We start from the raw sequence: 19327 nt of genomic DNA, 5'->3' as shown, positions 1-19327 counted from the left end.
TACTATTTTTAAGGGGAATCAAGTGCAACTATTTAACCGACTTCTGACCAACATGAGCTTGCGCAGTATTGCGCTGGCCGTCACCGCCATCACCGCAATGGGCGCATTGTCGGCACATGCCGCTGATCTGCCTCTGCCGGAGCGCATCAAGAAAGCCGGCAAACTGGTCATCGCGACACAAGCCAACTATCCGCCGATCGCCTACAAGAATCCGGAGACCGGCCAGCTGATGGGCCTCGACATCGAACTCGGCGAAGCCATTGCCAAGGAACTCGGCCTCAAGGTCGAGTATCAGGAAACCGCCTTCGCCCAGGTCTTCAGCTCGCTGGCCACCGGCCGCGTCGATATCGCCATGGTTGCCATCAGCGACACGGCAGAACGCCAGAAGGTCGCCGACTTCATCGACTACATGAAGACCGGCCCGCAGTTCTTCACGCTGCAAGCCAACGCCGCCAAGATCAAGGGTATCGCTGATGTCTGCGGCACCAAGGTCGGCGCCAGCCGCAACACCAACTGGCCGGTTCAGATCGCTGCCTGGAGCACCGATAATTGCGTCGCCAAGGGCAAGCCGGCCATCACCGTGATCGGCACCGAAGGTTCGGTGGATGCGCGCACGCAATTGAAGACCGGCCGTATCGACGTTGCCGTGCAGGGCAGCGAGACCCTGCCGTACTTCCAGACCATGGAAGCCAACACTTACGTGCTGCTCGGCCAGCCGCTGTTCCAGCAGGAAACCGGCATCCCGGTCTCCAAGACCGAACCGGTGCTGCGTGCCGCCGTGCTGGGCGCACTGCAAAACCTGCAACGCAACGGCACCTATGACAAGCTGCTGGCGAAGTACAAGCTGCAATCGTCGAGCATGCCGGTTGCCGTGAATCAGGGAAAATAAGCCATGACCGATGTTGCCGACGTTACCGACAGCGCGGAATGGAACACGCGCTGCGAGCTGGCGGCGCTGTACCGATTGGCGGCGTATTTCCGCATGACCGACATGATCGATACGCACATCTCGGCGCGGTTGCCTGGGCATGAAGATCAGTTCCTGATCAATCGCTACGGCGTGCTGTTTCATGAGATGCGCGCTTCCGATCTGGTCAAGGTCGACCATGCCGGACGCGAACTCAAGACCGGCAACGGCGCGCCTGCCGGGCAGCGCGTCAACGCTGCCGGTTTCACGATCCATTCGGCGGTCCATCATGCGCGGCCCGATCTGCATTTCGTGATCCATACGCATACCTCGGCCGGGATCGCCGTGGCAGCGCAGGAGCAGGGCTTGCTGCCGATCAGCCAGCATGCGATGAAGTTCTACGGCAAGCTCGGCTATCACGACTACGAAGGCATCGCTCTCGACCTGGCCGAGCGCGAGCGTCTGGTCGCCAACCTCGGCAACAACAAGGCGATGATCCTGCGCAATCACGGTTTGCTGGCGGCGGGTTCAACGGCGGCCGAAGCCTTCCACGAAATCTATTTCCTCGAACGTGCTTGCCAGGCACAGGTGGCCGCGCTATCGGGTGGGCAGACTTTGCGTTTACCGCCGGAAGCGGTGCGCCTGCGCACGGCGCAACAGTTCGCCGGCGACAACGCGAGCGGCATCATGGATCTCGCATGGCAGGCGGCATTGCGCCTGATCGAAAACGATCAGCCTGATTATCGTCAATGAGTTTCTGCTGAATTTCCACTGATCCTTTTGCCATGACCAAGCTTGTCTTTCTCGGCGTCAGCTCCGACATCCCTAAAATTGCGGTGCTGGCACGCGAGCGTACCGGCAACATCGAGGTCTTGCAGCCCGGCGACGCCGGTGCAGAAGAGGCTGAAGTCGCCGTCTGTTGGTCGCCGCCACCCGGCGCACTGGCGGCGTATCCACGGCTGCGCCTGATCCATGCAATCGCAGCCGGTGTGGACAACATTCTGTGTGACCCACACTTGCCGGCGCTTCCCCTGTGCCGCGTGGTCGCGCCTGACCTCACCGTCGCCATGACGGAATTCATCACCTGGGGCGTGCTGTACTACCACCGCGATCTGGACCGCGCCCTCGCCAATCAGCGCAACAAGATCTGGCATCGCACTGCGCCTGCTGCGGCGTCATCCTGTACGGTCGGCATCATGGGCGTGGGGCAACTCGGCGCGCATGTTGCCGGTGAATTGCTGCGGATGGGATTCAAGGTGCGCGGCTGGTCGCGTCAGGAAAAGACAGTAGAGGGCATGGAGAGTTTTTATGGCGAAAATCAATTTGATGATTTCCTCAGCGGCACCGATATCCTCGTCTGTCTGTTGCCGCTGACGGCACAAACGCAAGGCATCCTCAATCGCGCCACGCTGTCGGCATTACCTGCCGGCGCCGCCCTGATCCACGTTGGCCGCGGCGGCCATCTGGTATCGGTCGAGGTACAAGCCATGCTTGAGAATGGTCATCTGCGCGGCGCCATTCTCGACGTATTTGAAAAAGAACCGCTATCGGTGGACAGTCCGTTCTGGTCTATGCCCAACGTCATCGTCACGCCGCACATCGCCGCTGCTGCCAGCTACGACAGCGTGCTCGATCAGATCGAAGAAAACATCCGCCGCCTGCAACACGGCGAACCGCTGCGCAATCTGGTGGATCGCAGCAGCGGTTACTGAATCTGCTAAGCCAAGGCAGGTTTGGCACACCGCGCGGACATATTGTTCACGGCGAGCATCGACGTCAGTGCACCGGCCTACGTCCGGCCGGAGGCATCGAGTTCTGCGAACTCTTGCTCGGTCAGGCAGATGCGCGCAGCGGCGACGTTCTGTTCCAAATGTTTGACTTTCGACGTGCCGGGAATCGGCAACATTACCGGGCTGCGCTTGAGCAGCCAGGCCAGCGCGATCTGCGCTACCGTTGCATCATGGCTTGCCGCGACTTTCGCCAGCGTTGACGACAAGGCGCTTTGCAGCAAGTCGCCGCCCGCCAGGGGATACCAGGGGATGAAGCCGATGCCGTGTTGCGTGCAGTAGTCGAGGACGTCTTCGCTGGCGCGGTCGGCTAGGTTGTAGCAGTTTTGTACGGTCGCGACTTTGAAATGGCGCGATGCCGCTTCAATATCGGCCACGGTGACTTCGCTCAGGCCCGCATGACGGATTATGCCGTCGTCGATCAGTTGCCGCACCGTGCCGAACTGTTCGTCGGCCGGCACGCGCGGATCGATGCGATGCAATTGCCACAGGCCGATCTGTTCCACGCCCAGCCTGCGCAGGCTTGTGTGGGCCTGCTGGATCAGGTATTCAGGGCGGCCCAGCGGCACCCAATGGTCGGGGCCGGTGCGCACCAGTCCGGCCTTGGTCGCGACCAGAATGCCGCCGTAGGGATGCAGCGCCGTGCGGATCAGTTCTTCGGAAACGTTCGGCCCATACGAGTCGGCGGTGTCGATGAAATTGACACCCAGATCCGGCAGACGGCGCAGCGTGCGGATCGCTTCGGCGCGGTCTTCCGGTTCGCCCCAGATGCCGGGGCCGGTGATGCGCATGGCGCCGAAACCGAGGCGTTGTACCGGCGTCGTGCCGTCGATCAGAAAAGTGTTGTTGCCGTCTGCCATGTCAGATTCTCCGAAAAATAAAAAGAGCAGCTATGCGTGCGTTCGCATAGCTGCATTGCTCAACTTATGCCGCCAGTGCTGTGTCTGCGTTGACTTCGTGACTCACGTGGAAGGGATAATCGGTATAGCCGACGTCGGTGCCGCCGAAGAAAGTAGGACGATCATACGGGTTTAAGGCCCAGCCGTTGCGCAGGCGCTCCGGCAGGTCCGGATTGGCGATGAAGTCGCGGCCGAAAGCAACCAGATCGGCGTCGCCCGCTTGCAGGATCGCTTCCGCCGTATCGCCCTTGAAGCCGCCCGCCGCAATGAGGAGGCCTTTGTAATGTTTGCGCATGAGCTGGGCCGCGACCGGTGCCGGGTCTTTGCTGTCGTCGTCGACGTTGCCGAGCACGCGCGGCTCGATCAGATGCAGGTAGGCCAGGTCGAGCGCGGAGAGTTGCTGCGCGACGTAAGCAAACAAGGCTTGCGGATTGCTGTCGGACATGTCGCCCCAGGTGCCGCTCGGGCCGAGGCGCACGGCGACACGCTTGCTGCCCCAGACTGTGATCAGTGCGCGCGTGACGTCGAGCAGAAAGCGGCTGCGGTTTTCAAACGAGCCGCCGTAGATGTCGGTACGCTTGTTGCTGCCGTCTTGCAAAAACTGGTCGAACAGGTAGCCGTTGGCGCCGTGGATTTCCACGCCGTCGAAGCCGGCTTGCACGCCGCGTTCGGCGGCTGTGCGAAAGCTCTCGACGAGGTCGCTGATTTCCGCAATCGTCAGTGCGCGCGCCGGTGTGTTGGGAACCCAGCCGGCTTCGGTATAGGCGACGCCGCCGTGTTCCACCGCCGAGGGAGCGACCGGTTGGCCGCCGCCGGGTTGCAGCTGGCTGTTGGATTGACGGCCGGCGTGGTACAGCTGCAGGAAGATGCGGCCGCCCTTGGCGTGGACGGCGTCGGTGACCAGCTTCCAGCCGGCGATCTGGCTGTCGTCATACAGGCCCGGCGCGCCGAGGTAACCGTTGCCGTTGGCGGCGGCGATGGTGGCTTCGCCGATCAGCAGGCCGCCCTGCGAGGTGCGTTGTGCGTAATACTCGGCCATCAGCGCACCGGGAATCGCGCCGGCTTCGGCACGCATGCGGGTCAGCGGCGCCAGCACGACGCGGTGGGAGATTTCGTAAGGGCCGACGTTGACGTCGGTATGGAGTTTAGAGAGTTGGGACATGGTTTGCTCACTGTTGGATTCGATAGGTTGTTGTCTGCAAGACGCAGTGCAGGTTTCAAATGCAAGTGCGGTGTAGGCAATATAGGCGCTCGATCACTTAAGAAAAATAGCCCTGATTTCTCAACATATCGGACAATAGTTCTTGAATCGTTCGCTTGATTTCCTCACGGAAATCCCCCAACAGGACGTGTTAGTTACTTACTCCACCTTGGAACCGGATCATGGACAGCCTCAACGGTATTTCAATGTTTGTGCAGGTCGCGGAGACGCGCAGCTTTACCGAAGCAGGCCGTATTCTCGGCGTGTCGTCGTCGGCGGTAGGCAAGAGCATTGCGCGCATGGAAGAGCGGTTGCGCGTGCGGTTGTTCCATCGCAGCACGCGCAGTATCACGCTGACGTCCGAAGGGGCGCTGTTTCTGGAGCGCTGCCGTCGCATCCTCAGCGAAGTCGACGCCGCCGAGGCCGAGTTGTCGGATGCTGCCGGCAGTCCGCGCGGACGTTTGCGCGTGGGGGCGCCGCAACTGGTCAATCTGCTGATGCCGATCTTCGACAGTTTCATGGCGCGCTATCCTGACATCGATCTTGATATCGACATGTCGGACCGCATGGTGGACGTGGTGGAAGAGGGCTTCGATATCGTGATCCGCACCGGCGAGCAGACCGATTCGCGCCTGGTGGCGCGCCGGCTGGGTGCTTGCCCGCATGTGCTGGTGGCTACGCCCGGCTATCTCAAACAGCACGGCACGCCGACCCATCCGAGCGAATTGACCAGGCACGCCTGCCTGCAGCATCGCTTTCCCGCCACCGGCAAGCTGGAGCGCTGGCCTCTGCGCCGCGAAGAAACCGATCCCGAGCTGGTGCTGCCGGAAACCATCACCGTCAACACCATCGAGCCGCTGGCGTATTCGGTGCTGCAGGGGCGAGGTATCGCTTTTCTGCCTGCCTTCCTGGTGCGCGATGCGCTTGATCAGGGTTTGCTGCAGACTGTATTGGATGATTATCTCGACCGCACCGTGACGTTCTGGATACTGTGGCCGGCGAGCCGTTATGCCTCGCCCAAGCTGCGCGTATTCATCGATCACATGAGCCAGCATCTGCGCATCTGAGCGGGGAGGACATACCCCCGTGAATTGCCCGTGGAAAACATCCCTGTTCCGGCTTTCTCACACTGGGCTGCTTGTTTACACTAAACCGGTGTTAATGCATCTCTCGAAGTTTCCTTTCGGCATTGATTTTTCCGATGCCGGGAAGCCAGCAATTTATTCAGGACATCATGCAATCTGCAACAGCCCTAGCTGCTGACATGTTTCATCTGCATATCTGCCGATCATGAGCAGAGGCTATTCCGCTGCCGTGAGTCGGCTTATCGCCAACCAGCAGCAGCGCTACGCCTTTCCTCTGCCCGATGCCGGACTGCAGGCGTCGATGCCGCGCGTGATTCATCAGCATTTCACCGTAGCCGGCGAAAGCCGCGGCTTGCAGGCGCCGGCCTGGGGCGACTATGTCGGCCGCATTCTCGATTTCCCGGTGTCGCGCGTTCAGCGCGAGTTCGGTTTCAGGGGCGAGATCGATACCTATGTCCTGAGCGACATGATTTACCTCGACAGTCGTACCGACGCCCTGTCGCAGGCCCGCACCAATGCCCGCATCTCGCGCGACAGCGTGCGTGATTACGTTTTCCATGTTGCCGTGGAAGGCATCATGGAAACCGCCATCGGCACCGTCAAGGAGAGGAAATCGTCGCAGTTCGTGCCGGGCATTCTTGCGCTCGACATGGGACAGCCCATGCACATGGTGCGTCCGACCTATTCGCGGGTGCTGGCATTCTTCCTGCCGCGCGCGCTGGTGGAGCAAGAAATCCCCGATGCCGAATCCTTGCACGGCCAGGTCGTCGGGTATACGACACCGCTGACGCGACTTATTCTCGACCGTGTGACGAGCCTGTGTGCCGGCTTGCCGACGATGTCACAGGAACAGGCGGAGGAATCCATTCGCGTGTGTGCGGGGCTGATCCTGGCAGCCTTCAAGAAGCAAACGCGGCGCAGCACAGGTCCCCATGCGGCGGTGCAAACGGCGACGCGCAATCAGATCCGGGATTTCATCGAGCTTAACCTGCGCGACGGCGACCTGACGACGGAAGCGATCCTGCGGACTTTCCCGATTCCACGGCCGACCTTGTACCGCATGTTCGAGCATGAAGGCGGGATCGGCACCTACATCCGCAATCGGCGACTGCGCGAAGCGGCGGAAGAACTGGCCACCGCGCCGCATGTCAGTATCATGGAAATCGCCTACGGCTGGTCATTCGGCAGCCCGTCCGACTTTACGCGGGCATTTCGCCGGGCTTACGGCATGGCGCCGCAGGATTTCCGGGCGCTGGGCGTGGATCTACTCAGAAACTGAGTGCCGTCGGCAGCGTTCGCAGGTCTTGTCTGCGCTGCAAAATTGCCATTTTTTCATCAAAATCGCCGAAGCTGCCGCGCCGGTCGCTTTCCGGCAAAAGGCTTCGCCAACGCCAAAAATCCAATTCTCAAGGCATTCAGGGCGGCTTCGATGTAAACTACTGGCTGATTTTGTGTTGTGCGCCGAAAAGAAAGCGTCCGCGACTCGGAGTTTTGCGGAATTAACTTTCTTTTACGGCAACATTTCTTCTTTGAAACACTCTCCTCAGACTGTTTCAGCGCAATGAAGATTGACGACAGGAAGCGCCAATACAATCAGGCCTTGGCAAACGGCTGCACTGAATAAACACATAGAGAAGCAAAACCGACACATCAACAGCAAGGACGTCATCATGACCACAGATAAATCCACCATCATCTATACGCTTACTGACGAGGCGCCGCTGCTGGCGACGTACTCCCTCCTGCCGATCATCCGAACCTTCACCGCACCGGTGGGCGTCGATGTCGTGGAAAGCGATATCTCGGTGGCGACGCGTATTCTGGCCGAATTCCCGGATCGTCTGACACCTGAACAACGTGTTCCAGACAATCTGGCCGCGCTGGGCAAGCTGACACAAGATCCAAGCGCCAACATCATCAAGCTGCCGAACATCAGCGCCTCGGTGCCGCAGCTGCAAGCCGCCGTGCGTGAACTGCAATCGCGTGGTTACGCCATCCCTGATGTGCCGGAAGATCCAAAGACCGACGAAGAAAAAGAAATCCTGAAGAGCTATTCCAAAGTGCTCGGCAGCGCCGTGAACCCGGTTCTGCGCGAAGGTAACTCCGATCGCCGCGCACCGGCATCGATCAAGCGCTTCGCACGCAAGCACCCGCACAGCATGGGCGAGTGGAGCATGGCATCGCGCTCGCACGTTGCGCACATGACGCATGGCGACTTCTACCATGGCGAAAAGTCCATGACCATCGGCGCTGCACGCGACGTCAAGATGGAACTGATCGGCAAGAGCGGCAAGACCACCGTCCTGAAGGCCAAGGTTGCATTGAAGGCCGGCGAAATCATCGACAGCATGTTCATGAGCAAGAAGGCGCTGTGCGATTTCTACGAAGAGCAATTTGAAGATGCGCGCAAGACCGGCGTCATGCTGTCGCTGCACGTCAAGGCAACCATGATGAAGGTCTCGCACCCGATCGTGTTCGGCCACGCCGTCAAGATTTTCTACAAGGAAGCGTTTGCCAAGCATGGCAAGCTGTTCGACGAACTGGGCGTGAACGTCAACAACGGCCTGGTCAACCTGTACGAAAAAATCGAAACACTGCCGTCGTCGAAGAAAGAAGAAATCATCCGTGACCTGCACGCCTGTCACGAACATCGTCCATCGCTGGCGATGGTTGATTCGGCCAAGGGCATTTCCAACCTGCACGCACCGAACGACGTGATCGTCGATGCATCGATGCCGGCCATGATCCGTATCGGCGGCAAGATGTGGGATGCCAACGGCAAGCCGCAAGACACCAAGGCAGTGATCCCGGAAAGCACCTTTGCCCGTATCTACCAAGAAGTCATCAACTTCTGCAAAACCAACGGCAACTTCGATCCGACCACCATGGGTACCGTGCCTAACGTCGGTCTGATGGCGCAAAAAGCGGAAGAATACGGTTCGCACGACAAGACATTTGAAATCGCTGAAGACGGCGTCGCCAATATCGTCGACCTGGCGACAGGCGAAGTGCTGCTGACACAAAACGTCGAGCAAGGCGACATCTGGCGCATGTGCCAGGTCAAGGACGAGCCGATCCGCGACTGGGTCAAACTGGCCGTCACCCGCGCACGCAACTCCGGCATGCCGGCAGTATTCTGGCTCGACCCGTACCGTCCGCACGAAGCAGAACTGATCAAGAAGGTTGAGACTTACCTGAAGGATCACGACACCAAGGGCCTGGACATCCAGATCATGTCGCAAGTGCGCGCCATGCGTTACACGCTGGAACGCGTCATCCGCGGCCTGGACACCATCTCGGTGACCGGCAACATCCTGCGCGACTACCTGACCGACTTGTTCCCGATCATGGAACTGGGCACCAGCGCCAAGATGCTGTCGATCGTTCCGCTGATGGCTGGTGGCGGCATGTACGAAACAGGCGCAGGCGGTTCGGCGCCGAAGCACGTCAAGCAACTGGTGGAAGAAAACCATCTGCGCTGGGATTCGCTGGGTGAATTCCTGGCGTTGGCCGTGTCGCTGGAAGACATGGGCATCAAGACCGGCAACAAGAAGGCACAGGTTCTGGCCAAAGCGCTGGATGACGCCACCGGCAAACTGCTGGATAACAATCAGTCGCCATCGCCGAAGACCGGTGAGCTGGACAATCGCGGCAGCCATTTCTACCTGGCCATGTACTGGGCACAAGAACTGGCAGCACAAAAGGACGACGCCGAACTGGCAGCCAAGTTCGCACCGCTGGCCAAGACACTGACAGAGAACGAAGCCAAGATCACTGCAGAACTCAAGGCAGTGCAAGGCAAGCCGGTCGACATCGGCGGCTATTTCATGGCCGATCCGAAGAAGGTCAGCGAAGTCATGCGTCCTAGCGCGACTTTCAATGCAGCACTGAGCAGCGTCAAGTAATCAGGCAACGTTCAAGCAGGCAGTTGAAGTACCGCTTGAAGTAAAGAGCAAAACGGATCTGCGCAAGCCGGCAGATCCGCAAAACAAAAAAGGCAGACCAATTCGTTGGTCTGCCTTTTTTCATTCTGCACGAACACCACGCCTTCCCCCCGTCCGGCGTGTATGTCCCTTGCAATGTTGCTGAGATGCTTATCGATGCAGCGGCACGCGTGCCGCCGGATCAGGCGCCGGAATAGAGCGTGTCGCCGTGCTGCGCAGTCTGCAATTGCTGTTGAACGTTCTTGCGGCTCAGCGACGATGGTGCTTGCGACACGACAGGATAGTTGTCGCCTTCCGACAGCAGGCCCTGATGTTCTGCCTGGATCAGGTCTTGTTTGACCTGCGCACGCGAGACGGTCGATGTGAACGGCTTGTCGACTGGATACGGTGCTTCTGCAAAAGCGCTGGCAGCGGTGCTCAAGGTAAGGACGGCGAGGGCGATGTGAAATTTACGCATGGTAGTTCTCCAAATATCAGACGATGGCCGCAGTCAGCCATGCAGACGGCATGGCTAAAGGGAAGCATTGATGCGTTAAAGCGTTAAAAAGGGGGCTGCGTCCATCGTGAATCACAGTGTGCGCCTCGCCGCTCAACACCAACATGACGAACGCATGACAATTTCGTCACACTCAAGTCAGCTTTTTGCCAGCGTTCCGTCAGCGTTCTTCTGATTTGCTGGCCTGATCAAAACATGTTCCTGGCTCTATGGATAGATCCAGCGCTCCTTTAGGCTGTCTCCATCGCCGTGACGCGCAATGCGTCCGCTTTTTCAATCCAGTCAGCCCAGGAGCTGTTCATGCAAGATTCCTTATCCTCACCTTCTTCCGACGCCGTTGGCGTCGATATGCTGCAAGCGTTTTCAGACGCGTGGAACCGCCATGACTTGCCGGCGCTGATGAGTTTCATGCATGAGGAGTGCGTCTTCCTCACCGCCGCCGGGCCGGAAGCCTGCGGCACGCGCCATGTTGGCCACGCTGCCGTCGGCAAAGCCTTTGCCGCGGCCTGGACCAATTTCCCGGATGCGCAATGGCGTAACGGCCGCCATTGGGTCAGCGGCGAACGCGGGGTTTCGGAATGGACGTTCACCGGTACCGCCGCTGACGGGACGCGCTCGGAATCCGATGGTGTCGATCTGTTCACTTTCCGCGACGGCAAGATTCTGGAAAAGAACGTGTTTCGCAAAGACCGTCCGCGTCTGCCCGCTGTGGTCTGATCGATTTTTCTTCTTCCGCCAGGTTCACAGGATTCGCCATGAACAGCCCGTATTCCGCTTTCGCCCAAGTGCCGCCGCAAGCTTATGACCAGCATTTCGATCCGCTGGTGTCCGCCAGCATCGGCCGCAATACTGACTACGCACCGACCTATTGGGTCGCGACCGCAGGCGAGCCGCCGCAGCATGACGGCCCCGTCAGCGGCGACGTCGATGCCGATGTGGTGATCATCGGCTCCGGCTTCACCGGGCTGGCGACGGCTTTATTTCTGGCGCAGGAGCATGGCATCCGGGCCACCGTGCTGGAAGCCAATCAGGTCGCCTGGGGTTGCACCAGCCGCAACGGCGGGCAAGGTCAAAACGCCAGCGGCCGGTTATACCGGTCGCAGTGGATAGAGCGCTGGGGTTTGAAGACGGCGCTGCGCCTGGATGAAGAAATTCGTTACGGCTTCGACACTTTCAAGAATCTGGTGGCGCAGATCGATTGCGATCCGCAGCCCGGTGGACATCTCTATATTGCGCATCGTCCCAAGAAGATGGCTTTTCTGGAGAACGAAGCGCGCATCATGCGCGAGCAATTCGGCTACGACACGCGCATCCTCAGCAGCGATGAGGTACGGCGCGACTGGTGCGGCGACCAGGAGGCGGCCGGCGCCATGCATGAAGCGGAAGGCATCTGCGTGCATCCGCTCAAGCTAGCCTTCGGCTATCTGAAAAAAGCCCGCGTACTCGGCGCGCGGGTGCATCCGTCGAGCCCCGTTATCGGCTGGGAGACTAAAAACGGCGTGCATCATCTGCGCACGCCGGGCGGCATCGTACGTGCCCGCACCGTCGCCATTGCCACCGGCGCTTATGGTATTCCGGGGCTGACGCCGTTGCTGAAAAATCGATTGTTCCCGGTGCTGTCGAACTCCATCGTCACGCGTCCGCTGACGTCAGAAGAGCTCAAGGCGACCAACTTTCTGACGCATCAGGCCATCACCGATACGAGAACCTTGCGCTTCTACTACCGCCTGCTGCCGGATAACCGGGTACAGATCGGTAGCCGCAGCGCCATCGCCGGGGCCGAAGCCGACCGCGAGACGCACTACCGTTTACTGGTCGAGGGTCTGGCGCGAAAATTCCCGGCGCTGGCCGGCATCCAGATCGATTATTCGTGGTGGGGCTGGGTCGATGTCAGCCATGACATGATGCCGCGCGTGGTGCAGCCAGATCCGAAGCAATCGGTTTTTTATGCACTCGGTTACGGTGGCAACGGCGTGTCGTTCTCCGCGCATGCGGGACGGCGCATGGCCGAACGCGTCGCAGGCCTGCGCGACAAGAGCATGGATTTGCCGATCTACGACAGTCCCTTGCCGTTTCCCGATCAGGGCGAATGGGCGGCACCGTTCCGCCGTTTTGGACAAAGCATGCTGTATCGCTGGTATTGGCTGCGCGACGAAATTCTCTGATTATTTTTTGAAGCCTGTCAGACTGCTCAAGCTGTCAGGATGCGCCTGCGCAGCATCGGTGCGGCCAGTATCGCCAGTTCACGGATGCCGGACTCGATGCGTTCTGCCGGTATTGATGAAAAACCCAGGCGCACACAATTGAACTGCCCTTGCGGTGACAAGAAAAACGCCTCGCCGGATTCGATCAGAATCCCCTGTTCGGATGCCACTTTGCGCAGCAAGCGCGTATCGACATCTTCCGCAAATGTTCCCCACAGCGCTGAGCCGCCGTCCGGCGCGACGAACTGCATCTCCGGCAGATAGCGGCGCACCGCCTCGATCAGAACGGATGCGCGCTTGGCCAGTTCCTCGCGCATGACATGCAAAAAGCGATCGTAATGTCCGTGCGAAATGAACAACGCCGCCGCCAGCTGGTTGTTGGTGGCGGGATGGCGGATCATCAGACGGCGCAGCACGCGCAGTTGCGTGATCACCTCCGCCGGCGCCACGATGTAGCCGATGCGCAAGCCGGGCGACAAAGTCTTTGACAGGCTGCCGATGTAGATCACGCGCTGATCGTGATCGATGGCCTTGAGGGCGGGTGAAGGCTTACCGACGTATTGCATCTCGGCGTCGTAGTCGTCTTCGATAAGAATGCCGTCATGCTCGCGCGCCCAGGCTAGCAAAGCCAGCCGCCGTTCGGTATTGAGCGTGATGCCGGTCGGGCATTGATGGCTGGGCGTGCAATACACGGTCTGCGACGATGCCAGTACGGCCGGATCGGGCAGCACGCCGTCGCGATCCAGGCCCAAACCCTGCAGTTTGGCGCCACGCCGCAGGAAGATGTTGCGGGCATCCATGTAGCCGGGATCTTCCACCGCAACGGTGGAGCCGGGCGGCACCAGCAATTCGCCGACCAGATATAGCGCCTGTTGCGCACCGACGGTCAGCAAGACTTCTTCGCGCTTGGCGGCGATGCCGCGTCGCGGCAACACGCGCCGGATCAGTTGATCGACCAGCGATGCGTTGTCGTTGTCGATGGCGTCGGGGGCCCAGCCGCGGATAGCGCTGACGTCCAGCGCCTGGCGGCTGCATTCGCGCCAGTCGGCAATCGGAAACAGGCTGGGGTCGAACTGGCCGTAGAGAAAAGGATAGCGATAGCGTTGCCAGTCGCTGGGTTTGTCCAGCCATTTCATCGCGTCCGGCAGGGCGCTCATGCGTGCATTCCAGTCGACGCGATGGCTGTCGCGCTCTGGCATCACGGGTTTGGCCGCGCTGGCGTCGCGCACCTGGCGCAGATACTGATCGCTGACATAGTAGCCGTTGCGTGGACGGTTTTCCAGATAGCCGTCTTCGGCCAGCTTCTCGTAGACCAGCACCACGGTATTGCGCGAAATCGACAGCATGTCGGCCAGCTCGCGGCTGGATGGCAGGCGCATGCCCGCCATCAGCCGGCCGTCCAGCACGGCATCGACGAAGCACACGCGCAATTGGCTTTGCAACGTCGTGCCGCGCCGATCCGGCTCGGGGAAAATCTGATGCCACATGACCTGATGAGCGTCGCTGATGCGCACGTGCTTCTCCAAAAACCAGATGCCGGCAGTGCCAGCATCTTTCGTGCCAATTGAAACGATAGAAACAATCTGGATGCAGCGGCGACCGCTTACATCTTGCCCTTCCAAGGAATCAGCCGGACTTCCATCTTGCGCATGAGAACGTCGATGCCGTAAGCCAGCAAACCGATCACGACAATGCCCATGATCACGACATCGGTGCGCAGGAAGTTGGAAGCATTCAACACCATCTGGCCGATGCCGGCCGTGGCCGCGACCATCTCGGCCGCCACCAGCGTGGTCCAGCCGAATCCGATGGCGATGCGCATGCCGGTCAGAATTTCCGGCAGCGCCGCCGGCAAGACCACCAGCCGGATCACCTGCCAGTTGCTGGCGCCCAGCGAGCGTGCGGCGTTGATCTGCTCTACCGCCACCGAGCGCACGCCGGCTTTGGAGGCCATCGCCAGCGGTGCGAAGCAGGCCAGGTAGATCAGTGTGATCTTGGCGCTTTCATCGATGCCGAGCCAGATCACGATTAATGGCAGATAGGCCAGCGGTGGCAGCGGCCGGTAAAACTCGATGAGTGGATCAGCGATGCCGCGTGCAATGCGCGAGGTACCCATGGCGATACCGACCGGCACGGCGGTCACGACCGCCAGCAAAAACGCCGACATCACGCGTGAGATGCTGATCAGCACATGCTGAGCCAGCGGCGTATCGCCTTGCGTCTGTCCCTGCAATGCACTGACGAAGGCTTTGAACGTTGCCGCCGGCGACGGCAGAAACAGCGGCTTGATCCAATGCATGCTCGTCGCCAGCCACCATAGCGCCAGCAGCGCGATGACAGTGACGCTGCTGATGACCCAGGTGCTGCCCTGGCCGAGCGCACCATAGCTGCGCGCGCGTTTGCGGCGCGCCGCATTGGACAGTGGCGCAGGCGCGGCCTTCTTGACGACGGTAGTGTCGATGGACATGGTCAGCTCCGCGTTGGGTCTGCCGATAGAGGACGTGGCAGAGGAAGAAGTAGAAGATGCGGAAGACATCAGTGCATTCCTCCCGATGAAGTTTCGTGCACCAGCGTCAGTACGCGTTCGCGCGCTGCGATGAAATCGGGGCTGGCTTTGGTGCCGCGGGCGTCGCGGGTTTCCAGGTAACGGCGGGCGAAGGGTAACTCCATCTCATGCACCACGCGGCCCGGATGCGGCGCCATGATGATCAGCCGGGTGGCGAGGAACAACGCCTCTTCGACATCGTGGGTGATGAAGAAGAACACGCCTTTGGCCTCATCCCACAGATTGAGCAGCAACTCCTGAATCGACTCGCGCGTGAAGGCGTCGAGCGCACCCAGCGGTTCGTCAAGCAACATTACCGACGGCGATGACGCGATGGCACGCGCCACGCCGACGCGTTGCTGCATGCCGCCGGACAATTCGTAGACCTGCTTATAGGCCGACGACAGCAGGCCGACCTTGTTCAGACATTCGAGTCCGATGCGGCGGCGTTCATGCAGCGGCATTTTGCGCAGGCGCAGTCCGAACTCGACGTTTTCCACCACATTCATCCACGGCATCAGCGCGTGCTTTTGAAACACCACGCCGCGCTCATACCCAGGTCCCTCGACTGCGGTGCCGTTGAGCAGCACCTCGCCGCGGGTAGCGGGAATGAAGCCGGCGATGGTGTTGAGCAGCGTGGTTTTGCCACAGCCCGACGCGCCCAGCGCCACCACGAACTCACCCGCGGCAATCGACAGCGATACATTGTCCAGCGCGAGGCTGGGAGGCCCTTTGCGTGCGGCGTACTCGATGGACACATTGTTGATTTCCAGCATGGTCGGTCTCCGTGAATGAACGTGTCTGGATTTACTTGGCGAGCGCCTTGACGTACTGGTCGGTCACGCCCACCGAGTAGTCAGGCAGGGTGCTTTGCAGCGTCTTTTGTTCCTTCAGGAAATCGGCGGTTGCCTGCAGCGATTTCACTGCGCCTGCGTTCTTGCCGCCGGACAGCCATTTCACCGAGGCCTGTTCGGCCGGTGTCGGGAACTGATACAAGGCCAGTGCTGCCGCCACTTCGCCCGGCTCGCCACCGCTGATGGTCGCCACTGCTTTACCCTGCGGCGTGCTACCGGTCCATTGTTCAGGATGCGCACGATACATGGCGTCGTACTTGGCGAGGATCTTGACCAAGCTCATCATGAAAGCTTGATTGCCTTGCGCCCATTCGCTGTTGACCACGAAGCCGTCAAAGGTCGCGATGCCGGTGTCGGCGGCGATCTTGCCGGAGCTGGTGATGGCTTTGCCGCTGGCGGAGATTTTTGCCAACACCGGATTCCAGACGAAGGCGGCATCGATGTCGCCACGCTCCCAGGCTGCCGCGATTTCAGGCGGACGCATGTTGAGTACTTTGACGTCGCTTGGCGACAGGCCGGCTTTCTTGATTGCCAGTAGCGCGTGGAAATGGCTGGTCGAGACGAACGGCACACCGAGGCGCTTGCCCTTGAGTTGTGCCACGCTGGTTACGCCGGAACCGTTGCGCGCCACCATGGCTTCGGCATCGTTGATGTTGTCGAGAATCCAGAACAGCTGAATCGGCAAGCCCTGGCTCAAACCGGCAGCAACCGGGCTGGAACCGGCTTCACCGATTTGCACGTTCCCCGACGCCATGGCGCGGATGACGTCGCCACCACCACCGAATTTGCGGTAACTGACCTTGTAGCCGGTTTCCTTGGCGACTTCGTCAAGCTGCTGCGCGTAACGCCACGGCACCATCATGTCCTGAAAGGCGATCGTCACTTCCTTGTCGGCGGCGAAGGTGCTGCCGGCGGCCGTCAACAGACTGGCGGAAACCAGCAATTGAGCAGACTTCCGAACCCACTTCTTCAGTTGCACATTGTTGATGCTGGCAATCATGCGATACAACGCGGATGCTTTCATGTGATACCCCTCGATGAGATGTGATGTTAAGTAAGCTGTCGACACGGCGTGCCGCAACACATCTACTGTGACGCAGAATCCGGGCCAGACCATGGTGCCACGGCGAGCTTTCGATTGGACCAGCCGCGTGCGTGCGGCTTGTCGAGCCATCTGCATCGATGTGTACAAAGCCCGACCGCTGCACTCGCCGGTCGCCACTTCCGGCCATCCGCAAACAGCGCGCGGGCTTGATGCCATCCGCTCCCGATCTGTGCATGTATCAGCACTGCGGCACTGTTTTTGTGCGAGCGATGGGAGGGCTTCGCTGGATCCATCGATTGCTGCGCTTGGTCTTATGCGCTCGTGTTCATCAATGCAATGATTGCGCCAACTCAATCCGATAGCGGTCCACGCCATGATCTCGTTTTCCATTTTGTTGCCGCTGGCGCTGATCAGTTTGCTCGCCGGCATGGCCAAGGGCGTTACCGGGTTCGGTGCGGCGATGGTGATGGCGCCTTTGTTTGGTCTGCTGCTGCCGGCGCCTGAAGCCGGCGCATTGATTGTGCTGGTGCATTGCGCGACCTGCGTGCAAGGCGTGCGTCGCTGGGGGCGTCTGGTGCAATGGAAGTCGGTTGTGCCGCTGGCGCTGGTGGCGCTGATATGTACTGCAGTGGCGATGCGCTGGATAGCGTCCTCGGGCAATCCACAACTGCACCGCGTGATCGGTTTTGCGGTACTGGCGATAACCGTCCTGCATCTGCGCGGCTGGCGCTGGCGGCACGGCGGCGGTATACGGCCGACGATTACCGCTGGTGTGCTCAGTGGCGCGATGACCGCAATCGGCGGCATGGGTGGCCCGCCTGCAGTGTATTACTTCAGCGGGATGAGCTTGACGGCGGAGAAGGGCAATAAAGGAGAGAGTGGGATCCGTACAGATACCGTCGTCTTGCGCGCCAATCTGCTGGGTTACTTTGCTGTCTTGTTCGTCGGCGCGACCATCCTGCTCGCGGCCAACCGGCAACTTCACGCGCCGTTGTTGATTTCCACATGCTTGCTGGTGCCGGCCTTTGTCGGAGGCGTGGTGCTTGGTGAGCGTCTTTACGGCTGGCTGCCGGCCGTCTGGTTCAACCGCATCGTGGTCGGATTGCTGTTGGTCTCGGGAGGCGTGGCGCTGGTTTAGCGTCGATCGCTACACGCCGGTGTAAGATAGACATGGTCACGCACTAACCATGTTTCTCAGCACAGGGTGAGTCAATGATGATGAAACAACTATCTTCCGTATTTTTTATCGCGAGCGTCGCGGCAATGTCGCTGCATCAAGCCGGCGCACAAACCGCTGCGCCTGCCACATCGGTACCGGCTGTCGATCCCAGCTGCGATTGCCAGCAACCCGTCGGTGCTTGTTCCGCATCCATCGCCGTTAAACCGGTGGAAGCGACCACGCTGGGTTCGTATGCGGCGGAATTGAAATTCACATCCTCCGCGCCGGCCTGTTCCAAAGTCAATTACTACGTCGACGGCACCCCGTATTTCAATGTACTCGTGAGCGGCAACACCGGCACCGACAACATCTGGGGACCGAAGCAGATCAATCGCGCCAACATCACCGAGATCAGTTGCCAGGTCTGCAAACAGGTATCCATCACGCCGATCCCGCAAGACAAAAAGCCGGTCAAGAGCGAACTCAAGCCGACGCTGTTCGACGGTCAATGGGCGGGAGCGGGGAATAACTCTTTCGGCTCGGCGCAACGCTGGACGCTCAGCTTCGCCACCACAGCGGCAGGGCAAGCGGCCATCACCGGCACCATGGAAGGCAACTTCCCGACGGTGCCGATCAGCGCCAGTGGCACGGTCAGCGGCAGCACGCTCAGCTGGAAGGATCAACAGACGCTTTGTTCCGCCAGCTTGCTGACGGATGTGTCGCTGGCCTTTGAATGCCATGGACAGGGATCGGTGCAGATGGTGATGAAGCGGCAATAATCTCTGGATGTCAGCGACGTTTTGTGTTCTTGGTCCAATAGCCAAACGGCTCTTCATGGCAATCAATGTCCAGCTCGGCGACACGGCTTTGCAGTTGTTCCTGGGCATCGTGGATGGCGGCGTTGTAGACCAGTGGCCCGACTTCTTCGAGGAAGAAGTGCAGCAGTGACTCTGCCTGCAGGCTGCCTGCTTCGGCATCGAAGTTATCGCGGAGGTAGCGTTGAATCGAAGCGACGGCTTCCTTTTGCAGTCCTTGTTCCAGCTTGATGGCCATGATGTTTGTTTCCTGTCGGTGATGATGCTGTGTGCAGCCGGGGCGCTATTGTAGACCGGCAGGCGAGGTGGCTTGCAAGCGTCTTTGCGTTCTCTTTCCTTCTCGTACCTTCTGCAAATTCCGCTATCCTGTGGTCATCGCTCATCTT

Annotated in this window: 18 protein-coding genes; 10 read left to right on the top strand and 8 right to left on the bottom strand. The window is 59.9% G+C overall.

Annotated elements, in window-relative coordinates; genetic code table 11:
• Positions 1 to 22: 22 nt before the first annotated feature.
• From PQR63_RS01065 to PQR63_RS01055, 3 genes are read left to right on the top strand one after another with little or no spacing between them, the layout of a single operon-like run.
• Entirely contained in the window at positions 23 to 889 is an 867-nt protein-coding gene (locus PQR63_RS01065) for an ABC transporter substrate-binding protein (RefSeq protein ID WP_408164865.1), read from the top strand.
• A 3-nt stretch (positions 890 to 892) separates the two neighbouring features.
• A complete protein-coding gene (locus tag PQR63_RS01060) occupies positions 893 to 1660 on the top strand; it encodes a class II aldolase/adducin family protein (RefSeq protein ID WP_408164863.1) in 768 nt (255 codons plus the stop codon).
• 32 nt (positions 1661 to 1692) lie between these two features.
• Positions 1693 to 2619 (top strand): 2-hydroxyacid dehydrogenase, encoded by a 927-nt coding sequence (locus tag PQR63_RS01055; protein WP_408164861.1) that lies wholly within the window; start codon positions 1693 to 1695, stop codon positions 2617 to 2619.
• Between the two features lie 77 nt (positions 2620 to 2696).
• On the opposite strand, the gene PQR63_RS01050 is transcribed toward PQR63_RS01055, so the two are convergent.
• The gene (locus PQR63_RS01050; RefSeq protein ID WP_408164860.1) at positions 2697 to 3554 is read right to left on the bottom strand and encodes an aldo/keto reductase; all 858 of its coding nucleotides are present in this window, start codon (positions 3552 to 3554) and stop codon (positions 2697 to 2699) included.
• A gap of 64 nt (positions 3555 to 3618) precedes the next feature.
• Positions 3619 to 4755, bottom strand: coding sequence for an alkene reductase (locus PQR63_RS01045; protein WP_408164859.1), 1137 nt, complete (start codon positions 4753 to 4755; stop codon positions 3619 to 3621).
• 221 nt (positions 4756 to 4976) lie between these two features.
• Here PQR63_RS01045 and PQR63_RS01040 point away from each other — a divergent pair, with 221 nt between their 5' ends.
• The 3 genes from PQR63_RS01040 (at position 4977) to PQR63_RS01030 (ending at position 9784) form a co-directional block, all read left to right on the top strand.
• Positions 4977 to 5861, top strand: a complete 885-nt coding sequence (locus tag PQR63_RS01040) for a LysR family transcriptional regulator (protein WP_408164857.1) — start codon at positions 4977 to 4979, stop codon at positions 5859 to 5861.
• 223 nt (positions 5862 to 6084) lie between these two features.
• Complete coding sequence (locus PQR63_RS01035; RefSeq protein WP_408164855.1) at positions 6085 to 7158, top strand: helix-turn-helix domain-containing protein; 1074 nt, start codon at positions 6085 to 6087, stop codon at positions 7156 to 7158.
• Positions 7159 to 7549: 391 nt separating this feature from the next.
• Positions 7550 to 9784: an NADP-dependent isocitrate dehydrogenase gene (locus tag PQR63_RS01030; RefSeq protein ID WP_408164853.1), complete on the top strand. Its 2235-nt coding sequence runs from the start codon at positions 7550 to 7552 to the stop codon at positions 9782 to 9784.
• A 220-nt stretch (positions 9785 to 10004) separates the two neighbouring features.
• On the opposite strand, the gene PQR63_RS01025 is transcribed toward PQR63_RS01030, so the two are convergent.
• A complete protein-coding gene (locus tag PQR63_RS01025) occupies positions 10005 to 10280 on the bottom strand; it encodes a DUF4148 domain-containing protein (RefSeq protein WP_408164850.1) in 276 nt (91 codons plus the stop codon).
• Between the two features lie 339 nt (positions 10281 to 10619).
• Here PQR63_RS01025 and PQR63_RS01020 point away from each other — a divergent pair, with 339 nt between their 5' ends.
• Both PQR63_RS01020 and PQR63_RS01015 read left to right on the top strand, forming a co-directional pair.
• Positions 10620 to 11036 (top strand): nuclear transport factor 2 family protein, encoded by a 417-nt coding sequence (locus PQR63_RS01020; protein WP_408164849.1) that lies wholly within the window; start codon positions 10620 to 10622, stop codon positions 11034 to 11036.
• A 38-nt stretch (positions 11037 to 11074) separates the two neighbouring features.
• Positions 11075 to 12484, top strand: a complete 1410-nt coding sequence (locus PQR63_RS01015; protein ID WP_408164848.1) for an NAD(P)/FAD-dependent oxidoreductase — start codon at positions 11075 to 11077, stop codon at positions 12482 to 12484.
• Between the two features lie 26 nt (positions 12485 to 12510).
• Here PQR63_RS01015 and pdxR read toward each other — a convergent pair whose 3' ends face one another.
• From pdxR to tauA, 4 genes are all read right to left on the bottom strand, one after another.
• Positions 12511 to 14037 carry a MocR-like pyridoxine biosynthesis transcription factor PdxR gene (gene pdxR / locus PQR63_RS01010; protein WP_408164847.1) on the bottom strand — a complete coding sequence of 509 codons (1527 nt, stop codon included), beginning with the start codon at positions 14035 to 14037 and terminating at the stop codon, positions 12511 to 12513.
• A gap of 89 nt (positions 14038 to 14126) precedes the next feature.
• On the bottom strand, positions 14127 to 14990 hold the full coding sequence (locus PQR63_RS01005) for an ABC transporter permease subunit (RefSeq protein ID WP_408164846.1): 864 nt from the start codon (positions 14988 to 14990) through the stop codon (positions 14127 to 14129).
• A 68-nt stretch (positions 14991 to 15058) separates the two neighbouring features.
• Positions 15059 to 15844 carry a taurine ABC transporter ATP-binding protein gene (locus PQR63_RS01000; RefSeq protein WP_408164844.1) on the bottom strand — a complete coding sequence of 262 codons (786 nt, stop codon included), beginning with the start codon at positions 15842 to 15844 and terminating at the stop codon, positions 15059 to 15061.
• A gap of 31 nt (positions 15845 to 15875) precedes the next feature.
• Complete coding sequence (gene tauA / locus PQR63_RS00995; RefSeq protein WP_408165348.1) at positions 15876 to 16922, bottom strand: taurine ABC transporter substrate-binding protein; 1047 nt, start codon at positions 16920 to 16922, stop codon at positions 15876 to 15878.
• A gap of 418 nt (positions 16923 to 17340) precedes the next feature.
• Here tauA and PQR63_RS00990 point away from each other — a divergent pair, with 418 nt between their 5' ends.
• Entirely contained in the window at positions 17341 to 18105 is a 765-nt protein-coding gene (locus PQR63_RS00990; RefSeq protein ID WP_408164842.1) for a sulfite exporter TauE/SafE family protein, read from the top strand.
• Positions 18106 to 18179: 74 nt separating this feature from the next.
• Positions 18180 to 18905 carry a hypothetical protein gene (locus PQR63_RS00985; RefSeq protein ID WP_408164840.1) on the top strand — a complete coding sequence of 242 codons (726 nt, stop codon included), beginning with the start codon at positions 18180 to 18182 and terminating at the stop codon, positions 18903 to 18905.
• A 10-nt stretch (positions 18906 to 18915) separates the two neighbouring features.
• On the opposite strand, the gene PQR63_RS00980 is transcribed toward PQR63_RS00985, so the two are convergent.
• The gene (locus tag PQR63_RS00980) at positions 18916 to 19179 is read right to left on the bottom strand and encodes a DUF2164 domain-containing protein (RefSeq protein ID WP_408164838.1); all 264 of its coding nucleotides are present in this window, start codon (positions 19177 to 19179) and stop codon (positions 18916 to 18918) included.
• Positions 19180 to 19327: the final 148 nt, after the last annotated feature.

The sequence above is a fragment of the Herbaspirillum rhizosphaerae genome (assembly GCF_046025915.1).
GTDB lineage: Bacteria > Pseudomonadota > Gammaproteobacteria > Burkholderiales > Burkholderiaceae_D > Herbaspirillum > Herbaspirillum rhizosphaerae_A.
Note: the sequence above shows the minus strand (reverse complement) of the source record. Positions and strands in the feature narration are given on the sequence as shown.